12 protein-coding genes and 1 tRNA gene are annotated in these 17,657 nt (G+C 60.9%); 4 read left to right on the top strand and 9 right to left on the bottom strand.

What is annotated here, in order from left to right; translation table 11 throughout:
- Positions 1-251 precede the first annotated feature (251 nt).
- The 3 genes from HL657_RS02500 to HL657_RS02490 all read left to right on the top strand — a co-directional run bounded on the left by HL657_RS02500 (position 252) and on the right by HL657_RS02490 (position 6,608).
- Positions 252-380 carry a hypothetical protein gene (locus tag HL657_RS02500; RefSeq protein WP_317295257.1) on the top strand — a complete coding sequence of 43 codons (129 nt, stop codon included), beginning with the start codon at positions 252-254 and terminating at the stop codon, positions 378-380.
- The gene (gene nrdD / locus HL657_RS02495; protein ID WP_317295256.1) at positions 377-5,437 is read left to right on the top strand and encodes an anaerobic ribonucleoside-triphosphate reductase; all 5,061 of its coding nucleotides are present in this window, start codon (positions 377-379) and stop codon (positions 5,435-5,437) included. The genes HL657_RS02500 and nrdD overlap by 4 nt, the downstream gene beginning before the upstream one ends.
- Before the next feature lie 133 nt (positions 5,438-5,570).
- The gene (locus tag HL657_RS02490; RefSeq protein WP_317295255.1) at positions 5,571-6,608 is read left to right on the top strand and encodes a DUF1786 domain-containing protein; all 1,038 of its coding nucleotides are present in this window, start codon (positions 5,571-5,573) and stop codon (positions 6,606-6,608) included.
- A gap of 165 nt (positions 6,609-6,773) precedes the next feature.
- Here HL657_RS02490 and HL657_RS02485 read toward each other — a convergent pair whose 3' ends face one another.
- From HL657_RS02485 to HL657_RS02445, 9 genes are all read right to left on the bottom strand, one after another.
- Positions 6,774-8,237 (bottom strand): hypothetical protein, encoded by a 1,464-nt coding sequence (locus HL657_RS02485; protein ID WP_317295254.1) that lies wholly within the window; start codon positions 8,235-8,237, stop codon positions 6,774-6,776.
- A 304-nt stretch (positions 8,238-8,541) separates the two neighbouring features.
- Complete coding sequence (locus tag HL657_RS02480) at positions 8,542-8,991, bottom strand: NusA-like transcription termination signal-binding factor (protein ID WP_317295253.1); 450 nt, start codon at positions 8,989-8,991, stop codon at positions 8,542-8,544.
- A 3-nt stretch (positions 8,992-8,994) separates the two neighbouring features.
- Complete coding sequence (locus HL657_RS02475) at positions 8,995-9,282, bottom strand: 50S ribosomal protein L30e (RefSeq protein ID WP_317295252.1); 288 nt, start codon at positions 9,280-9,282, stop codon at positions 8,995-8,997.
- Positions 9,283-9,293: 11 nt separating this feature from the next.
- The gene (gene rpoA2, locus HL657_RS02470) at positions 9,294-10,454 is read right to left on the bottom strand and encodes a DNA-directed RNA polymerase subunit A'' (RefSeq protein WP_394804641.1); all 1,161 of its coding nucleotides are present in this window, start codon (positions 10,452-10,454) and stop codon (positions 9,294-9,296) included.
- 8 nt (positions 10,455-10,462) lie between these two features.
- Complete coding sequence (locus tag HL657_RS02465; protein ID WP_317295250.1) at positions 10,463-13,111, bottom strand: DNA-directed RNA polymerase subunit A'; 2,649 nt, start codon at positions 13,109-13,111, stop codon at positions 10,463-10,465.
- Positions 13,112-13,130: 19 nt separating this feature from the next.
- Complete coding sequence (gene rpoB, locus HL657_RS02460) at positions 13,131-14,945, bottom strand: DNA-directed RNA polymerase subunit B (protein WP_317295249.1); 1,815 nt, start codon at positions 14,943-14,945, stop codon at positions 13,131-13,133.
- A complete protein-coding gene (locus HL657_RS02455; RefSeq protein WP_317295248.1) occupies positions 14,942-16,483 on the bottom strand; it encodes a DNA-directed RNA polymerase subunit B'' in 1,542 nt (513 codons plus the stop codon). The genes rpoB and HL657_RS02455 overlap by 4 nt, the downstream gene beginning before the upstream one ends.
- A gap of 42 nt (positions 16,484-16,525) precedes the next feature.
- On the bottom strand, positions 16,526-16,777 hold the full coding sequence (locus HL657_RS02450) for a DNA-directed RNA polymerase subunit H (protein WP_317295247.1): 252 nt from the start codon (positions 16,775-16,777) through the stop codon (positions 16,526-16,528).
- 78 nt (positions 16,778-16,855) lie between these two features.
- A tRNA-Lys gene (locus HL657_RS02445) sits at positions 16,856-16,929 on the bottom strand.
- A 191-nt stretch (positions 16,930-17,120) separates the two neighbouring features.
- Between HL657_RS02445 and HL657_RS02440 the strand changes: the two genes are divergently transcribed.
- Entirely contained in the window at positions 17,121-17,552 is a 432-nt protein-coding gene (locus HL657_RS02440) for a phosphate-starvation-inducible PsiE family protein (protein WP_317295246.1), read from the top strand.
- Positions 17,553-17,657 lie beyond the last annotated feature (105 nt).

The following is a 17,657-nucleotide window of genomic DNA, read 5'->3' as shown; positions in this document are numbered from 1 at the left end:
CTAGCACCACGAGTGTGTGCTCCCCGGCAAACTGTTGCCCGTTCGTAAGAATGGTACCTGTTATATTCGTCCAGAGCGAAAACATAACGACCGACTCCGGGGGTATTCTCATTTCCGATACAGCACAATTCATCATATATACATTGGAATTCTGCCCGAATTGCGAGATTCTCAAAGAATTCCTGGCTTCCAGGAATGTTCCCTTCACCGAGTGCGATATGGCGTCCGCTGAAGGGCTGACGGAACTCCGTATGAACGGCGTATTTGTTCAGGAAGCGCCAGTGCTGCAGAAGGGCGACGCATTCTATACATCCGCCGATCTCTTTAGCGGAGGCGCGTTCCAGGAACACCTTGTCGCCGACCTGATTGCGGGGGCATGAGGTTGACACGCAAGTCGACGCAGGCAACTCTATTTGGGGAGTTCGTCCCCACTTTTCCCAAGGTCCGGACCTCGCGAGGGTATCTTCTCGACTGGAACCGCAACCGGATTGTCCGGCAGATCCTGGAGGAGAGCCGCCTTGTTGAAGTCTTCTACGGCTACGAAGGGGCCGATGAAGAGACAGCAAAGGATATCGCCCGGCGTGTAGAGAGGAAGATCCAGATGCTGGGCCTCCAGTCGCTCTCCGGCCCTTTGATCCGCGAGATCGTCAATATGACGCTCCTTGAGCGCGGGCTTACATCGTACCGCAACGTCTGCACCCGGGTGGGAACGCCGGTCTTCGACGCGCACCTCATCGATGTGGGGAGGGGGTTCGAGGCGCACGACAACGCCAACCTCCAGGAGAACGCCGAGACCTCGCACAAGAAGAAGGCGGACAAGATCAGCAAGGAGCAGTACCTCCTGCAACTCCCTCCGGAACTCGCGGACCACCACCTCCGCGGCGATCTCCACATCCACGACCTGGAATACTTCGGGACGCGGCCGTTCTGTATCGACGGGAGCACGGTCGTACCCCTGCGGATGGAGAACCGCATCAGGAGTACCCTTCTTGCCGAACTCCCGATCGACGGCGATGCGTGGATCCCGCAGGATCTCTGTGCGCTCACACCGGGGGGCTGGAGGCGCGTCGCAAAGGTGACCCGCCGGAGAGTGAACCCGGGCGAGATGTTCCGGATCCGGACATCTGGCGGGCGATCGTTGCTGGTCACCGGCGAGCACCGGATCCCGGTGCGAACCGACGAGGGGATGACCATCCGCCGTGCCGATGAGGTACGTCCGGGAGACGCCCTTTACCGGATCTCCCCAACCAGCGCCGTCCGTGGAGAGACGATCGAATCAATCGACCTTGTCCGGGAATTATTCGCATCGGTTCCGACCGAACTTCTCGAGAACGTCTACGTCCGCGGTGCCGAAGAGATCTTTGCCGGCGTGGTACAGAGCGGGCGGGCCGCCTCGTACGCCGAGATTTCGCGGGAACTCGGCATCGAGCACCGAAAGCAGTGGTATACGCGCGGAATCATGCCGGTCGCGCTCTTCAACGCTTTCTGCAACCGCTACGGCATCGAAGACTATGCCGGGGTCACCATCGGGGCCGCCGGGAGCGAACACGAACTGCCGGCCCTTCTCACCCTTACGCCGGAACTCGTCCGGCTCCTCGGGTTCTTCGTCTCGGAGGGGAACTATAACGCCGTTCCAGCGGTCGGGCAGTACAACCTCGCGATCACCGAGAACCGGCAGGCGTCCGCCATAGGGGCCGCGGCATGCACCGCCCTGAATACCTATGCAACGATCGCCGGAGGCGCCCCCGACACCACGACCATCTACGGGATCGAGGTGGAGCGCAACCGGGCACTGCAGGTCTACTTCGGTGGCAAGGTACCCTATCTCCTCTTCCGCTACGTCTTTGCCATCCCAGAGGGTGCAGCAGGAAAACGCCTCCCCTGGATCGTCTACCATCTCGACGACGTGCTCCTCCACGAGTTCCTCTCCGCCCTCTTCACCGGGGACGGTTCGGCCTACTACCGCCCGGAGAAGTCGGACTGCATCGTCAACTACACCACCGCATCGCCGGCGCTCCGGCAGGAACTCTCGCTCCTGCTCACAACGCTAGGGATGACCCCCCACATCGTCGAGCTCTATGGGGACGACGGGGAGCGGCGGACACTCTACCGTCTCCAGCTCAACGGTCGGAGGAACATCGAGGCGTTCGCCCGGTATGCCACGTTCCTCGATGAGCGGCAGAACCACATCGACGGTTTCCTCTCCGCGGTGAAGGAGCGGGCGGCTGGAGAACGGGAGGAGGCTGTCGTCGAGGTCTCTATGGCAGAACCGACCGGCGCGTACGTCTACGACCTCTTCCTCGACGGCGACGGGAGCGAGGAGAGCCATACGTTCTACTCCTCCGACGGCCTCCTCATCCACAACTGCCAGGATTGGGACCTGCGCTACTTCTTCTACTACGGCCTGATGCCTGACGGCAACGGGACGAAGGCCTCGGTCGCCGGCCCGGCGAAGAGAGCCGAAGTGGCGGTCCTCCACGCGGTCAAGGCGCTCGGGTCCGCCCAGACGAACTTCGCCGGCGGCCAGGGCTACTACAACTTCCTCACGTTCATGGCGCCCTTCCTCGAGGGGATGGACTACGAGGAGATCAAGCAGCTGATGCAGATGTTCGTCTACGAGATGACCCAGATGATGGTCGCACGCGGCGGCCAGGTGGTCTTCTCGTCGGTCCAGCTCTCCCCGGGCGTCCCCACCCTCTGGCGGGACAAACCCTGCGTCTACCGCGGCAAAGTCTGGAACGGAGAACAGGCACCGCTCCGGACCTACGGGGAGTTCGAGCGGGAGGTCCGGCTCCTCTTCAAGGCGCTGATGGAGGTGATGCTCGAGGGCGACTACTGGGGCAAGCCCTTCTCCTTCCCGAAACCCGAGATCAGCATCGAACCCGACTTCCTTAACGAGGACGAGGAGTTCAACCGCGAGCACCCCGACCTCCCGACCTACCAGGACCTCTACCTGATGACGTTCGAACTCGCGTCCAAGTACGGCACCCCCTACTACGACAACCAGATCCCTCCCTACCGGGGCGCCGGCGAGGGGATCTCGTGCTATCAATGCCTGGCGGGTGACGAACTGGTTCCCATCGTGGATTCGAACGGCAGGACCCGGATCCAGGAGATCGAAGATCTCTTCAAAGACATGCCTGAAGAAAACAGGCAAACCGACCTGTACGGAACGGAGTTCGCCCCCCTCGACGCAAAGACCCTGAGTGTCGACATCGTCGGCATGACGGCATCGTTGCGCCCCTTCCGCGGGGTCATGCGAAAGAAGCACTCGGGAGAGGTGCTCCGCATCACCCTCGAGTCCGGCCGGCGGATCACCGTCACGCCGGATCACCCCGTCTTCACCCTGGCTGCAGGCAGGTTCACGAAAACGTCGGCACGAAGACTCAGCACCGGGGATTACCTCCCGGTGGTCAAAACCGCCGAGTTCGGCAGCAACCCGGTTCGGGAACTCGACACCGCAGAGGCGCTTCGCGCCGCCGGACATGCCGGTGAGATCGTGCTCCGGGACGGTGAGGTGAATATCCGGAACGCAAAGAACCGCGGTCTGTCTGAGATGCTTCCCGTAACACAGGATTTCGTCAGGTTCCTCGGCTACTACCTCGCGGAGGGATGCAGCGACACCAGCGGACGGCGGTATACGGTAAGGCTCTCCTTCGGAAAACACGAAGAAGACCTGATCAAGGATGCTGCAGCGTGCATCAAAGGCTTCCTCGGCTATGAGCCGCTGATCTCCGAGGAGGCCACGGCCGTCAACGTCACCGTCAATAGCAAACTCCTCTATCTCCTTCTCGATGCGATAAGCTGCGGAAAATGCGCTGCCGAGAAGAACGTACCGGATCTGCTCTTCGACGTCGACAGGGAACTGGTAGGCACGTACCTCGATGCCGCGTTCCGCGGTGACGGCAACATCAGCGTCCAGGCAGGGCAGCAGGGGTCGTACATCCACCGCGCAAGGAGCATCCGGATAAAACTGGTGTCGCGGAACGCAGTTCAGAAACTTGTCTGGCTCGCGCAGCGCATCGGAGTCCAGATGAACTACGTCGAACAGGAGACGACCGTCACGCACCCCCAGACCGGCAAGCCGTACGCTCTCACAGCCTACACCTGCACGATCACGGCTCAGGACCAGATCCGGCGGTTTTCTCAGAAGACAGGGTACGGCACGACAGCGATCACCGGGTCTTCAAGGCAGACCGGAGGGATCTTCACCCGCCTCCCGATAGAAGCAAGCGGGCTCCAGTACACCGGGCTTGTCTATGCCAGTCAGTATGCCTCGTCGGGCCATCATAGCGCGCAGGTCTCCCTTATACGACCGGAGGCACAGACTGGAAATGTCGAACGGCTCATCAACGGCGATATTCACCCGGTCCGCATACGGTCTATCGAGAGACTGCCCTACGACGGCTACGTTTACGACCTCGTGGATGTTGCTGACACCCACACCTTTACAAACGCGCTCGGGATCGTGACAGGAAACTGCTGCGCATATCAATTTTCCTCCCTCGCCGACGAGGACGACGAGTTCGAGGACAAACTCTACTTCCGGGAAGGGAAACACTTCTCGATGGGGTCCTGGCAGGTGATGTCCATCAACTGCCCGCGAGCGGCGTACAAGGCGGAAGGCGACCAGGAACGGCTCTTTGCCGAGTTGAAATCGTTCATGGATATCGCCGTCGACCTCTATCGGATCAAGCGCCGCTGGATGTCTCTCATCCGGACGAACGGCCGGATGCCGTTTGCGATGCAGCGGCCGAAGGACCCGAACACCGGCGAACGGGGCACGGTTGGCGTGGACCTCGAGGGGCTCGTCTACACCATCGGTGTCGTCGGCGTCAACGAGATGGTGCAGCATTTCACCGGCCACCAGCTCCACGAGTCCAAGGAGGCGTTCCGTCTCGCCGTCCGGGCCATGACCGAACTCGAGATGTACGCGCGCGAACTTTCAAAGAAGCACAACATGACGATCGCCCTCGCCCGCACCCCGGCGGAGACGACAGGCCAGCGGTTCGCGGTCGCGGACCTCCTCGACGAGCGGTTCCGGGAGCACGCGCTCAAGGTCATCAAGGGCGACGCTGAACAGGCGCTCGATATGCTCGGCACGACGCTCGACCTTCCCATCTACTATACCAACGGGACCCATGTCGCCCCAGGAGCCCCTGTCCCGCTTACGAAGCGGATCGAGATCGAGCATATCTTCTTCCCCATCGTGGATGGCGGGAACATCTTCCACGTATGGCTCGGGGAGGCGCGCCCCGACCCCCGGGGACTGATGGAGATGGCGATGAACCTCTGCCGGACGACCCAGATCGGCTATTTCGCCTTCACCCGGGATCTCACAGTCTCCCTCAAGGAGTACCGGGAGTATAAGCCGGTCCGCCAGGACCGGGGCACCGGTGCCGGCCTCTCCCCGGTTGCAGACCGGGCGGATGCCTGACCGGGCCCACACCGTTTTTGACTCTGGGTTTCACAGCACGAAGCAACTCTCCAGAGCACCTTTTTGGCTTTGCAGGATGACTCGATATAGAAGCCGCCCGGCATGACGCCGCGGCAGCGCGTGAGGCTCATCCATGATCGACCTGACAACTTCACTCCTCGCCATCGACGTCGGCAGGGGCACCCAGGACATCCTGGTCTACGAGCCCGGCCGATCGATTGAAAACAGTATCAAACTGGTCCTCCCCTCACCGACTGTGGTGACGGCGGGGAAGATCCAGGAGGCGACCCGGGCCGGGCTCCCGGTCTTCCTGGACGGATACCTGATGGGCGGCGGCGCGAATACCGGCGCTATACGGAAGCACCTCTCCCGCGGCCTTCCCGTCTACGCCACGCCGGAGGCCGCGGGAACCCTCCACGACGACCCGGAACGGGTGCGGGCAATGGGTGTGGAGATCCGCGCCGATCCTCCAGGGGATGCGGCGATCGTCCGCACCACCGACTACATGGAGCCGGAACTCAGGCAGGCGCTCGCCCTCTTCGGCGTCGACTACCCGGAGAACGTGGCGATAGCGGTCCAGGACCACGGCTACTCCCCGCACCGGAGCAACCGCATTCACCGGTTCGAACTGATGCGGGACCGACTGGACGCCGGAGACTGGGACCTCCTCTCGCTCGCGAGCGACCCCCCAATCGCTGATATGACCCGGATGCAGGCCGTCCTGCGCCAGGCGCCGGGCGCGCTCGTCACCGACACCGGCCCCGTCGCTCTCATCGGGGCGCTCTGTGACCCGGTGGTCCGGCGCATGGCAAAGGCCGGGGTGACCCTCGTCAATGCCGGGAACGGACACACCCTCTGTTTCACTTTGAGAAGGCAGGAGATCCACGGGCTCTTCGAGCACCACACCGGCGCACTCGACCCCGAAAAACTCCAGCACTACATCCGGCGGCTCGCCGACGGCACGCTGACCTCGGAAGAAGTCTTCGACGACGGTGGCCACGGGGCAGCGGTCAGAAAGCCCCTTGCCACCGATGCCGTGGTCGTCACCGGCCCGAATCGGCTCCGGCTGCTCCCGGAGGCATACCAGGCGGCGCCCTTCGGGGACATGATGCTCTCGGGGTGCTTCGGGCTCGCGTATCTCTGGAAGGTGTTTAGAGAAACGACGCTCTGAAAGAGCGGAGTTTGAGAAAACGCGAAGCGTTTTCGAGCGACGACTGGCGTGAGCATAGCAAGCGGCGGAAGTTCGAGCACCGCAGGTGCGAGTCGCGACGCTCTGAAAGAGCGGAGTTTAATCTGGAGTTCCGATAGGAATCGGGAAAAAGTATCTCATCCCCATTCACGAAGCACTTTCCTGGCCCATCCCAAACAGCCCCCAGAAGAACTCCATGATCTGGTCGAATACCGACGGCGAGGACGTGGACTGGTCTCCTTCCCCGGTCCCTCCTTCCAGGTCGTAAACGGCCGCAATCTCTTCTTTCCCAAGATTGCTCAGGGCCTCGAGGTGCCCAATAGCCCCGGCAACGATCGTATCGTGATCGACACCCCGCGCCCACGCCCCGGCCATCGTCTCCGACGGGCGGAGCGTCGAGTTCTCGACGCCCGAAAGCGCGTAGAGTCCGGGAAGTGAAGATGCCTCCGCCAAGCCCGCGCTCCCGTCAGACTGGATGGCGAGCACCGGATCGGAGACACCTGTGGAGAGCACCTCCTGGTTGCCTGCAAGAGCGTATGCCCGGAAGGCGAAGGCGTCCGGGTTCGACGTCAGGTTGGTGACCAGTCGCTCCTCGGGGAGGGTGAGGTTTGCAAGCGTCAGCCTCCCGGTGCGGGTGGTGACTGAGAACTCCCAGACACCGCGTTCTCCGTCCCCGAGAGCTCGGGGCTCGCGGGTCCGCGTGATCTCGTAGACCCCGGTCTCGTCTGGCGGCGGCACCAGGACGACGTAGGCCGGGTGATCGCCCGTGACCGTCAGGTTCCTCGCCTCAACCGTCACAGTGACGGTGAAGGTCTCACCTTCGAAGACCGCCCGCGGGTGCCGACCGCCCAGAAGCATCGCCGGGTCGAGGAGCCAGTCGAGGTTCGCTATCTCCACCCCGCTCCGGGTGAGGGCAACTTCTGCGGGTGTCCGGTCGAGGATCACTCCGACACCCCTGACGAGCAGACCGTCGCGTGCGACGACGGCGACCGGGGCCGCCATCCCGGTCTCGTTCTCATTCTTCTCAGGGGTATATGACGTTCCAGGATTGACCAGTTGGTGATCGCTCTGCACCAGCGGCCGGTCGTGAGAGTAGTGTGCTTTCGCCATCGTCGCGCTCGGGCGTGGCGGAGCATACTTTGCCAGGGTAGAGGTCGCTTTCGGCTCCTCCTCCACCTCCTCATCTTCGGAGTCGTCGACGTATTCGGTCTCCGTCGCGGCGGATTCCGGAAAGGTTGTTGCATTCGCAGATGGTGTTGCCGTCAGCGTCTCCTCCGTCTCCGCACCGGGGGTCTCGTTGGTGGTTGCAACCGTCGCCCCGGTAAACTCCGACAGGGTCGTTGCGGCCGGGGGAGACGTGAGCGGCGCAGGCGGTTCCGTTTTCTCCGATGGAGGCGCGGTCTGTGTCGGCGTGGTCCCACCAGTTACCAGGATGCCGGGCTCCTTCTGTGCTGCGATCTTTTCATCCGTCTCTTCAGGCACCGGGGTCTCTTCAGAGACAGCAGGCGTCCTCGCGGTGACTGATTTCTCGCCGCTGACTTTCCCCTCCGGTGCATTGGTGGTGCCGTTCTCCCCCGGATCCGGGAGGGCGGACGCGAAGGAGGTGACCATACTGATAAAGATCACCAGAACCACAGATGCGAGAAGAAGGTGCTTCAATAGCGCCACCCCGGGTATCCAGGAACTCCATGCACCTTTTTCGCCGGTTCTGCTACAGATGAAGCAGGCTTCACTATCCGGACAGACCCACCGCTCATAGGAGTGTCATGGAGCACACACAGATATAAATAATTTCTGGATAGGAGCCCGCTCGAAACCTTCTGCGTGGATCGGTCCCACGAGAACGTCCCCGATGGAACAACATACCGCCCGGATCGGGCCGCATCAGGGTAGCTGCAAAAAAAGAGGGGAACGTTCAGGCAGTGTCGTTCTGCATCAGCTGGACATCAGCGATGTCGTGCTGCCGCTGTGCGAGAACCTTTGCCTTGAAGATATTCTTCCCCGCTTTGCCGATGGCAAGGCCCCGGTCCTCGTCGCGAACCTCGATAAGGGCAACCTGCTGATCCTCTTCATTGGTGTCGAAGTCGATACCGGTAACCTGGGCGGGAAGGAAGCAGTTCCGGAGGAACTGGCCCGGATCCGCGGAGTATTCCACAACCTCGATCCTTTTACCCATCACATCGGAAGCCTTCTTGATACTCGACCCACTCTTGCCGATAGCGAGTCCCATGTCGCCGGGATTGACCACAAAGATAATCCGCTCGTTGCGGTTATCGACGATACAATCGCGGCTGCCTGCGCCGGTAAGGCTCTCGAACTGGGAGATGAGGCGCATGCACTCCTCAGTCAGCGTGACCTGTGGCATCGTCTACACTCTCGCAGCATTCAGGATATCGGATTCGCCTGGCTCGACCACGGCAAGCGCACTGACGACGTACGGCATGCCGCAGGCTTTCCCGAGCTGGACACTCGAGCCTTCGTAGACGTAGACAGGGACATCGATCTCATTCACCAGATTTTTGACGGATTCCGGGCTGTTCCTGGCCACCACGACAAGTTTCGCCTTGCCTTCCTCGATGGATTCCTGGGTCTTGTTTCGGCCCAGGAACACGGTACCAGTCTTCACGGCTTTACGTAGCGAAGCATTAAAGTCCATTATAATTTCTCCTAGATTTTCAGGTTTATGGGTTTTGCGATGAGTTTCACATCACCGGTACCAAGCTGGATAGGCTGGCCTACGATCACGTTCTCAGTGACACCGTTTAATTCGTCCACCTCGTTCGCGATTGCAGCATCCAGCAGATGGTTGACCGTCACTTCGAATGCAGCCCGGGAAAGGACACTCTCCTTCTCGCCGGCAATACCGTGCCGGCCGATCTGCTTGACCTCGCCTTCCATGCACATCATATCCGCGACGAGCATGATATGACGGACATCGACGCCGATACCCTGTTCGTTCAGGGTACTTAAGGCCTCCTGGATGATTGCATTCCGGCCGGCCTCGATACCGAGCACATCGGCGATCTCGCTGATGTTGTTGCTCCGGGTGCGGGAGGTATCGACTCCTTCGACTTCGAAGACATCTTTTAGGTTGGAGCCCTCAGTATAAAGGATATACTCTCCACCCTCCTTTCTGACGACCACTCGTTCGATGTCGTCGATACCCTGGACTATGACGTGCCTGACATGCTCTGCGAGCTGGAAGAGGTTCTGGTAACTCTCCCGGTTCTTCGGGGTGAACGTAATCGAAGCCTTTTTCAGGTCTCCCTCAACATCAAAGTCACGGAAGTGCCGCTTTTCCCGGATCTTCCTCGGGGCAGCCTCGAGGATCTCTTCCACCGAGATCTTGCGCCGGTCGCAGACCGCCTTGTTCAGCAGGACAAGAACCTGCATGTTCTCCATGTCGATGGTGATATCCCCGAACTCGTGAAGCGGCGCGGCCTCGATCTGCCAGCTCACCTCACGGGCACGGTCACGGTTGAACGCCCAGTCGTTGTGCAGGTAGACCGCCATCGTGGGGGTGCTCGGTTCACGCCGGGCATCCATGATCTCGATGAGACGGGGAAGGCCAAGGGTAACGTTGATCTCGGCCACACCCGCGTAGTGGAAGGTTCGCATCGTCATCTGGGTGCCGGGCTCGCCGATCGACTGCGCCGCCACGACACCGACCGCCTCGCAGGGCTCGATACGGCTCTTCCTGTACTCGGAGAAGACCATCTCAAGGATCCGGTCGAACTCTTCGTCGGTGACATCCCGTTCCGCAAGACTCGCTTTGAGGTCTTCCCGGGTTCGGTAGGGCAGCTCGAGGGTATCGATCCGCTGTTCCATGTCGCTGTTCATTTGACCTCCTCCTTTAAGACGCTCTCAACGATGCCCTTCACGTCCACCGGGGCGCCGTAACTGCTCCTTCCGGGGTCGGTTCCATCCTCGCCGTAGCAGAACTGGATGATCCGGCCGCCCGTCGTCCGGACAGTGCCGTCGTATGCCACCTTGAGGTCCTGCAGGGCGTTGATCATCCGCCGCTGGAGGTACCCGCTCTGCGACGTCCGGACCGCAGTGTCCACAAGACCCTCACGCCCACCGATGGCGTGGAAGAAGAACTCGGTGGGGGAGAGCCCGCTCTTGTAACTGTTGGTGATGAACCCGTGCGCTTCCGCACCGCGCTCATTCCGCCTGAAATGCGGCAGGGTCCGGTCCTCGTAGCCACGCATGATCCGCTCGCCACGAACAGACTGCTGTCCGAGACACCCGGCCATCTGCGTCAGGTTCAGCATCGACCCACGGGCGCCGGAGACCGCCATCACCACAGCGCTGTTGTCCATCCCAAGATGCCGCCCGGCGATCTCACCGGTGCGGTCACGAGCCTTGCCGAGCACCTGCATGATCTGCATCTCGAGCGTCTCCTCGAGCGTCCGGCCCGGCATCGGTTCGAGCTGCCCCTCGTTATAGATCTTGATCCGGCGCTCGACGTCGCTGAGAGCGCCGTTGAGCACCTCGTCGATCTGGCCGTACTCGGTCCGGGTAAGGTCTTCGTCGTCGATACCGAACGAGAACCCTTCGAGCATGATGCCGCGGATCGAGAGCTTCGTCACGTCGTCGATGAACCGGGCGGCCCGCTTCATGCCGTGCTGCCGGATGATCCGGTGCAGGACCTGGCCATCGAACGCGCCGATCCCCTTCTTGTCGATGGTGCCGGAGACCAGGTTCCCGTTGATGATCCGGACGAACGCGTCGTTCTCGCACATCTCCCGCCGGCAGGTCTCGCAGTTCTGGCACGACGAAGCCTGGAACACCATGTTCAGGTTGTCGGGGAGGACAAGCGAGAAGACCTGCTTGTTGGTCCAGAGGGGTTTCCCGTCGGCGTCAGTCGCAGCAGGCTCGGGCAGGTGCTCGACGGGCAGGTGCTGGGTGAGGTAGAGCACTTCCTCTTTGCTGAAGTGGCGAACGGTGTGCGTCAGGAGGAAGATGCCCGAGATGTGGTCATGGATACCTCCGATGATCGGGCCGCCGGTCCTCGGCGAGAGGATGTTTGCCTGCACCGAGACCAGGATCTCGGCCTCGGCCCGCGCCTCCTCAGTCTGCGGGATATGCAGGTTCATCTCGTCACCGTCGAAGTCAGCGTTGTAGGGGGGACAGACCGCCGGGTTCAGCCGGAACGTCTTTCCGTCCATCACGATGACACGGTGGGCCATGATGCTCATCCGGTGCAGCGAGGGCTGCCGGTTGAAGAGGACGATATCGTTATCCTTTAACTGCCGCTCCACGGTCCAGCCCGGTTCGAGCATCTCCACGACCGTCTCCAGGTTCGCATCCGACAGACGCATCCTCCTGTTGTCCGGCCGAATAGCGTAGTTTGCGCCGCAGGGCGACCTGATGGTGGGGCGCTCGGGGCCGTTCAGGATGTACTGCCGCATCTCCTCGATATTAAACGCGGTCACCCGGATGGGAAGCGTCATCTCGTTTGCAATGGCGAGCGGGATCCCGACCTCACCAATCGAGAGGTTCGGGTCGGGAGAGATGACCGTTCGGGCCGAGAAATTGACACGTTTACCCGAGAGCGAGCCGCGGAACCGCCCTTCTTTCCCCTTGAGACGCTGCGAGAGGGTCTTTAGGGGCCGACCGCTCCGGTGCCGGGCGGGCGGGCATCCCGCCACCTCGTTGTCGAGGTAGGTGGTAACGTGGTACTGCAGGAGCTCCCAGAGATCCTCGATGATCAGTTGAGGCGCGCCGGCATCCTGGTTTTCTTTAAACCGCTGGTTGATCCTGATGATGTCCACGAGTTTGTGGGTCAGGTCGTCCTCGGATCGCTGCCCGTTCTCGAGGATGATCGAGGGGCGCATCGTGACCGGCGGAACCGGGAGGACGGTGAGGATCGTCCACTCCGGCCGCGCGACGTCCGGATTGACCCCCAGAGCCCGGAGATCGTCGTCCGGGATCCGCTCGAGGCGTGCACGGATGTCGGCCGGGGTCAGTTTGTGCTCGACCTTCCGCCCCTCCTCCACGAAGACCTCGGAGAAGGTGGTAGGCTTCTCGAAGTTGATCTTGAGCTGCTGCTCCCCGCAGTGGGGACATACCCGTTCTTTCTTGATATCCTTCTCAGAAACGATCTCGCCCGCGAGCTCGCTGTCCTCGTGGCCGATGATCTTCTCGACCTCTTCGGACGTCATCAGCAACCGGGAGCAGGACCGGCAGGTTACCCGCAGGAGTTTCCGGATCAGCCGGGTGTAACCGACGTGGATGACGGGCTTCGCGAGCTCGATGTGCCCGAAGTGACCCGGACAATCGGCCGCTTTCTGGTCGCAGGTCTTGCACCGGAGACCGGGGTCGATGACGCCCAGGCTCAGGTCCATCAGGCCCTGCGGGTAGGGAAACCCGTCATCATCGTAGGTGTCCGCCCAGATGATCTTTCGAACACTCATCTTGCGGATCTCCTTCGGGGAGAAGAGCCCGAACTCGATCCTTCCAACACGTTTTGGACTGGTCATAGTTTGATTGTGCCCCCTCTTACACCATATCGTCGAGCCTCAGGCGGGGAGCAATGCCCATGCTCTTCATCTCGTCGAGAAGGAGCTTGAAGGCGTAGCTCATCTCGACGGGGTAGATATCGGTCTCGCTGCCGCAGGCAAGGCACCGCGTCACCTTCCGCTTCCGATCCAGCATCGCCACCATACCGCACTTCGCGCAGACCCACTGGGTCACCTTGTCCGACTCGTCGAGGAGACGCTCTTTCAAGGCCATGGCCGCGCCGTGGCCGATCATCACGTCCCGCTCCATCTCACCGAACCGGAGACCGCCCTCGCGGGCACGCCCTTCGGTCGGCTGGCGGGTGAGCACCTGCACGGGGCCGCGTGACCGAGCGTGCATCTTGCTCGATACCATGTGGTAGAGTTTCTGGTAGTAGATAACTCCGATGTAGATGTCAGCTGCAAACTGCCTGCCGGTGATACCGTCGTACATCACTTCGCGGCCATTGTGGGCGAACCCGAGTTCCTTGAGGGAATTCCGCAGAGCGGTCTCGCGCTCTCCGCGGAACGCGGTCGCGTTGATCCGGTGCCCCTCGAGGGAACCGACCTTGCCGCCCAGCATCTCAAGCATATGTCCGATGGTCATACGGCTCGGGACGGCGTGGGGGTTGATGATCAGGTCCGGCGTCATGCCCGACTCGGTGAACGGCATATCCGCCGAAGGCTGGATCAGCCCGATAACACCCTTCTGCCCGTGCCGGGACGCGAACTTGTCACCCACCTCGGGGATACGGAGGTCGCGGGTCCGGACTTTGACGAGGCGCGAGGAGTTCTCGCCCTCGGTGATGATGACGGTGTCCACGATACCGTGCTCGTTGCTCCGCATCGTGACCGAGGTGTCGCGCCGCTTTTCGACGGCGATCAGCTCGCTCGTCGGCTCTTCGAGGAATCTCGGCGGCGAGGTCTTTCCGATCAGCACATCTTTTTCGCGGACGACCGTCTCGGGATTGATGACGCCGTCGATATCGAGGTTCGCGTAGAACTCGGCACCGTGCGCACCGGAGACCTCTTCATCCGGGATCTCGATCCGGTCGACCTGGCCGCCGGGATAACGCCGCTCTTCACCGTCGTAGGTGCGGAAGAAGTGCGAGCGCCCGAGGCCCCGGTCGATGGAGGCCTTGTTGATGACCAGTGCATCCTCAATGTTGAACCCCTCGTAGGAGATGATAGCGACGACGAAGTTCTGGCCTGCGGCCCGATCGTCGGAACCGATCACGTCGGAGGTCTGGGTGTAGGTGAGTGGCTTCTGAACGTAGTGGAGCATGTGCCCCCGAGTGTCGGGGCGAAGTTTCATGTTTGCAGATCCGAACCCGAGCGCCTGCTTGACCATCCCGGCACCCATGGTGACACGCGGACTGGCGTTGTGCTCGGGGAACGGAACATGCGCCGCCCCGATACCCAGGATGAGCGAGGGATCGATCTCGAGATGCGTGTGCTCGGGGGTAAGGTCCGCCTCATTGATGGCGATGAAGAGATCTTCCTCCTCTTCGGCGTCGACAAACTCGATCGCGCCCTGCCGAACCACGTCCTCGAAGGTCATCTCGCCGTTTCGGAGGCGTTCGATGTCGTCGTCGGCCACCTGTGGCATGCCGTCCCGGACCACGATCAGGGGCCGGCGCGCTCTGCCGCGATCGGTGTGGACGATGACGTCATTGTTGAACTCCTTGTAGGAGACGTTTACCTCGGAAGGGATCTCGCCGCGCCGGCGCATGTCGCGCATCCGCCCGACAAGTTCCCGGGGGTCATCCACGAGCCCGATAAGGGCTCCGTCTACGAAGACACGCGACTGTCTCATGCCGTTTCTCTCCGGAGGGCGATGACGCCCATATCGTATAGAATGTTCTTCACTTCCTCTTCGTTGATTACGCCCTTGCTGATCTCGACCATCTGGGCGAAATTCTTCACCAGTCCACAATTCGGACCCTCAGGCGTCTCGCTCGGACATATCCGGCCCCACTGGGTGGGGTGCAGGTCACGGGCCTCGAAGTGAGGCTGCGAGCGGGAGAGCGGGGAGATCACACGCCGGAGGTGCGAGAGCACCGCCATGTGGTCAACCCGGTCCAGGAGCTGCGAAACACCGGTGCGCCCGCCCACCCAGTTGCCGGTGGCAAGCGGATGCAGCAACCGTTCGGTCAGGACATCCGCGCGCACGGCGGTGCCGATCGAGAGGTCGCGGTGGCGCATGCTGGCCCGCTCGAGTTGGTACTTCACGTCCCTCGTTAAGCGGTTGAGCGAGATCCGGAAGAGGTCTTCCATCAGGTCGCCGGCAAGTTTCAGCCGCTTGTTTGCGTAGTGGTCTTTGTCATCGATCCGGCGCCGGTCAAGCACCAGGTCAAAACAGGCCTCGGCCATGCGGCCGAGGAAGTGCGCTTTCGCGAGACGGACACCCTCGACTGTGTGCCGGTATGCGGGATCTTCCTCTTTCAAACCCACCGGCATCAGGTAGTTTAAGTGCGGAAGGAGGTAGTTGTCGAGGACGAACTCGGCTCTCTTGCGCTGGTAGTCCCGGGTCTGGTTGGGCGCGAGCTTTTTGCCGACGTACATGACGCCGTCGTCGACGGTGTCACACTCACTCTCTTCCAGGTTCTGCATCATGAAGGTGAGGATCTCTTCATCGGTGGAGACCGCCTCCACGATGTCGTGGTCACCCTGCAGCCCCAGCGCCCGCATCAGGTCGACGAAACGGAGGTGCCCGGCGACCGAGGGGAACGAGACCTCGAGCAGATTTTTGCGGTTCCGTTCGACGATCACGAGCGCCCGATAACCCCGGTACTGCGAGAAGACCTTTGCTACGTATATCCGCTCGTTGTAACGCTCGGTGAACTCGGTCATGATCTTGTTCGAGGCAAGGTCCTCGAGCGTCATCAGCACCCTTTCTGTGCCGTTGACGATGAAGTAGCCGCCGGGATCGAGAGGATCTTCTCCGTGCTCGGTCCGGTCGGCGTCGCTCATGTTGTAGAGGTTGCAGGCGGCCGAACCCACCATCACCGGCAGCTGCCCGATGATGGTGACGATCGGGTCCTGCGACTCTTCACCCCGGACAAGCGTCATCTCGAGTTGAATGGGTGCCGCGTATGTGAGATTCCGGAGGCGTGCCTCGCTCGGAAAGAGCTCGGACTGCGACCCGTCCGCCTCGCGGACGAGAGGTTTCTTCACCTCGATCTTGCCCAGTTCAACCCATACAGCCTCTTTTCCTTTACCACGGGTCTCGATATCAGTCTCGATGATACGTTGTTCGTCAACGACTTTCTGAAGATTATGCAGGAGGAAATTATTATAAGAGTCTAACTGGTGGCGCGCTACATGCTCCCGCGAAAAATATGCTCTCGACAAAACACTTCTGTCTAACAGATGGATCAGCTCCCGGCCTCTGAATTATTTCTTCGGTCTCTTCACGACGAGCCTGTAAGCTTCGGCTCTGCCCGCGGTGCGACTGTCACGAGTAATCCGAATGACGTTCCCGACATCGCCCCCGATAGCCTTCGCCGCAGGATCGTCATGATACATTTTTGGCAGTTGTTCTAGAGAGATATGGTACGTTGCGAGGAGGTCGGCGACCTCTTCTTCGCCCATAATCTGATGGTCTGGCACCATCTCATGGTTAAGTACGTCAAGTGTTGTGCCCATCGCTTACACCTCACCGACGAAAAAGTTGCGTATCAGATGCATCACCTTGTTAAAATCCATAGACATCGCCCATGGCAACGGGCCCAAGGGGATTTGAACCCCCGACCACCTGGTTAAAAGCCAGGCGCTCTACCTAACTGAGCTATAGACCCCGCGCGTACTGCCATCCAGCATTATTACAATGCAAGAATAGTATAAATAATTTACTTGCAGGCGTATCATATCATTCGCAGTCTAACGATATAAACCTTTCAATTCCCCACGCGCTAGAGATCTACCGGAATATTTAATGCTCTCCGAACGTCCAGTATATATACGTATTCCCGAGGACCAGGGTGCCCGCATGATTCCTTCTAAAAACTCCACTGATACGGCCATATCCGCCATATCGTGGATAACGCAGGGCATATACCTGCTCATTGCTGCCTCTCTCTCCTTGCTCGCGATATTCTCGTTCTACGACGTCATCCTCCAGGTAGTGGCGCTCTCCCATGCCGAAGACATGACGCAGGGCGTGCTCCAGGTGCTGCACGCGCTCCTCCTGACCCTCATCATCGTGGAGATCCTGGAGACCGTGACGGCGTACTTCAGGACCAACAAGGTGCAGGTGACGCCAATCCTGATCGCAGGCATCACCGCGATGGTGCGGCGTGTCCTGACCTTCGGAGTCGAGCACGTCACGCCCCTCGACATCGGGATGACACTCGCGGCAATTCTCGTTCTGACGATCGCGATCGTCTATATCGGAAGGCAGGAGCGCGCGGACGGTTATTAAGGAAACGCCCGAGTGAGACAACCGTGAAGAAGGGGTCCGGGCCTCGATCGACCGGTTGCCGTTGCACTGCACTTTGCGCCCGTGGGTACGCCGGCTTAAGGAGGG

The sequence above is a fragment of the Methanoculleus nereidis genome (genome assembly GCF_032944295.1).
Classification (GTDB): domain Archaea; phylum Halobacteriota; class Methanomicrobia; order Methanomicrobiales; family Methanoculleaceae; genus Methanoculleus; species Methanoculleus nereidis.
Note: the sequence above shows the minus strand (reverse complement) of the source record. Positions and strands in the feature narration are given on the sequence as shown.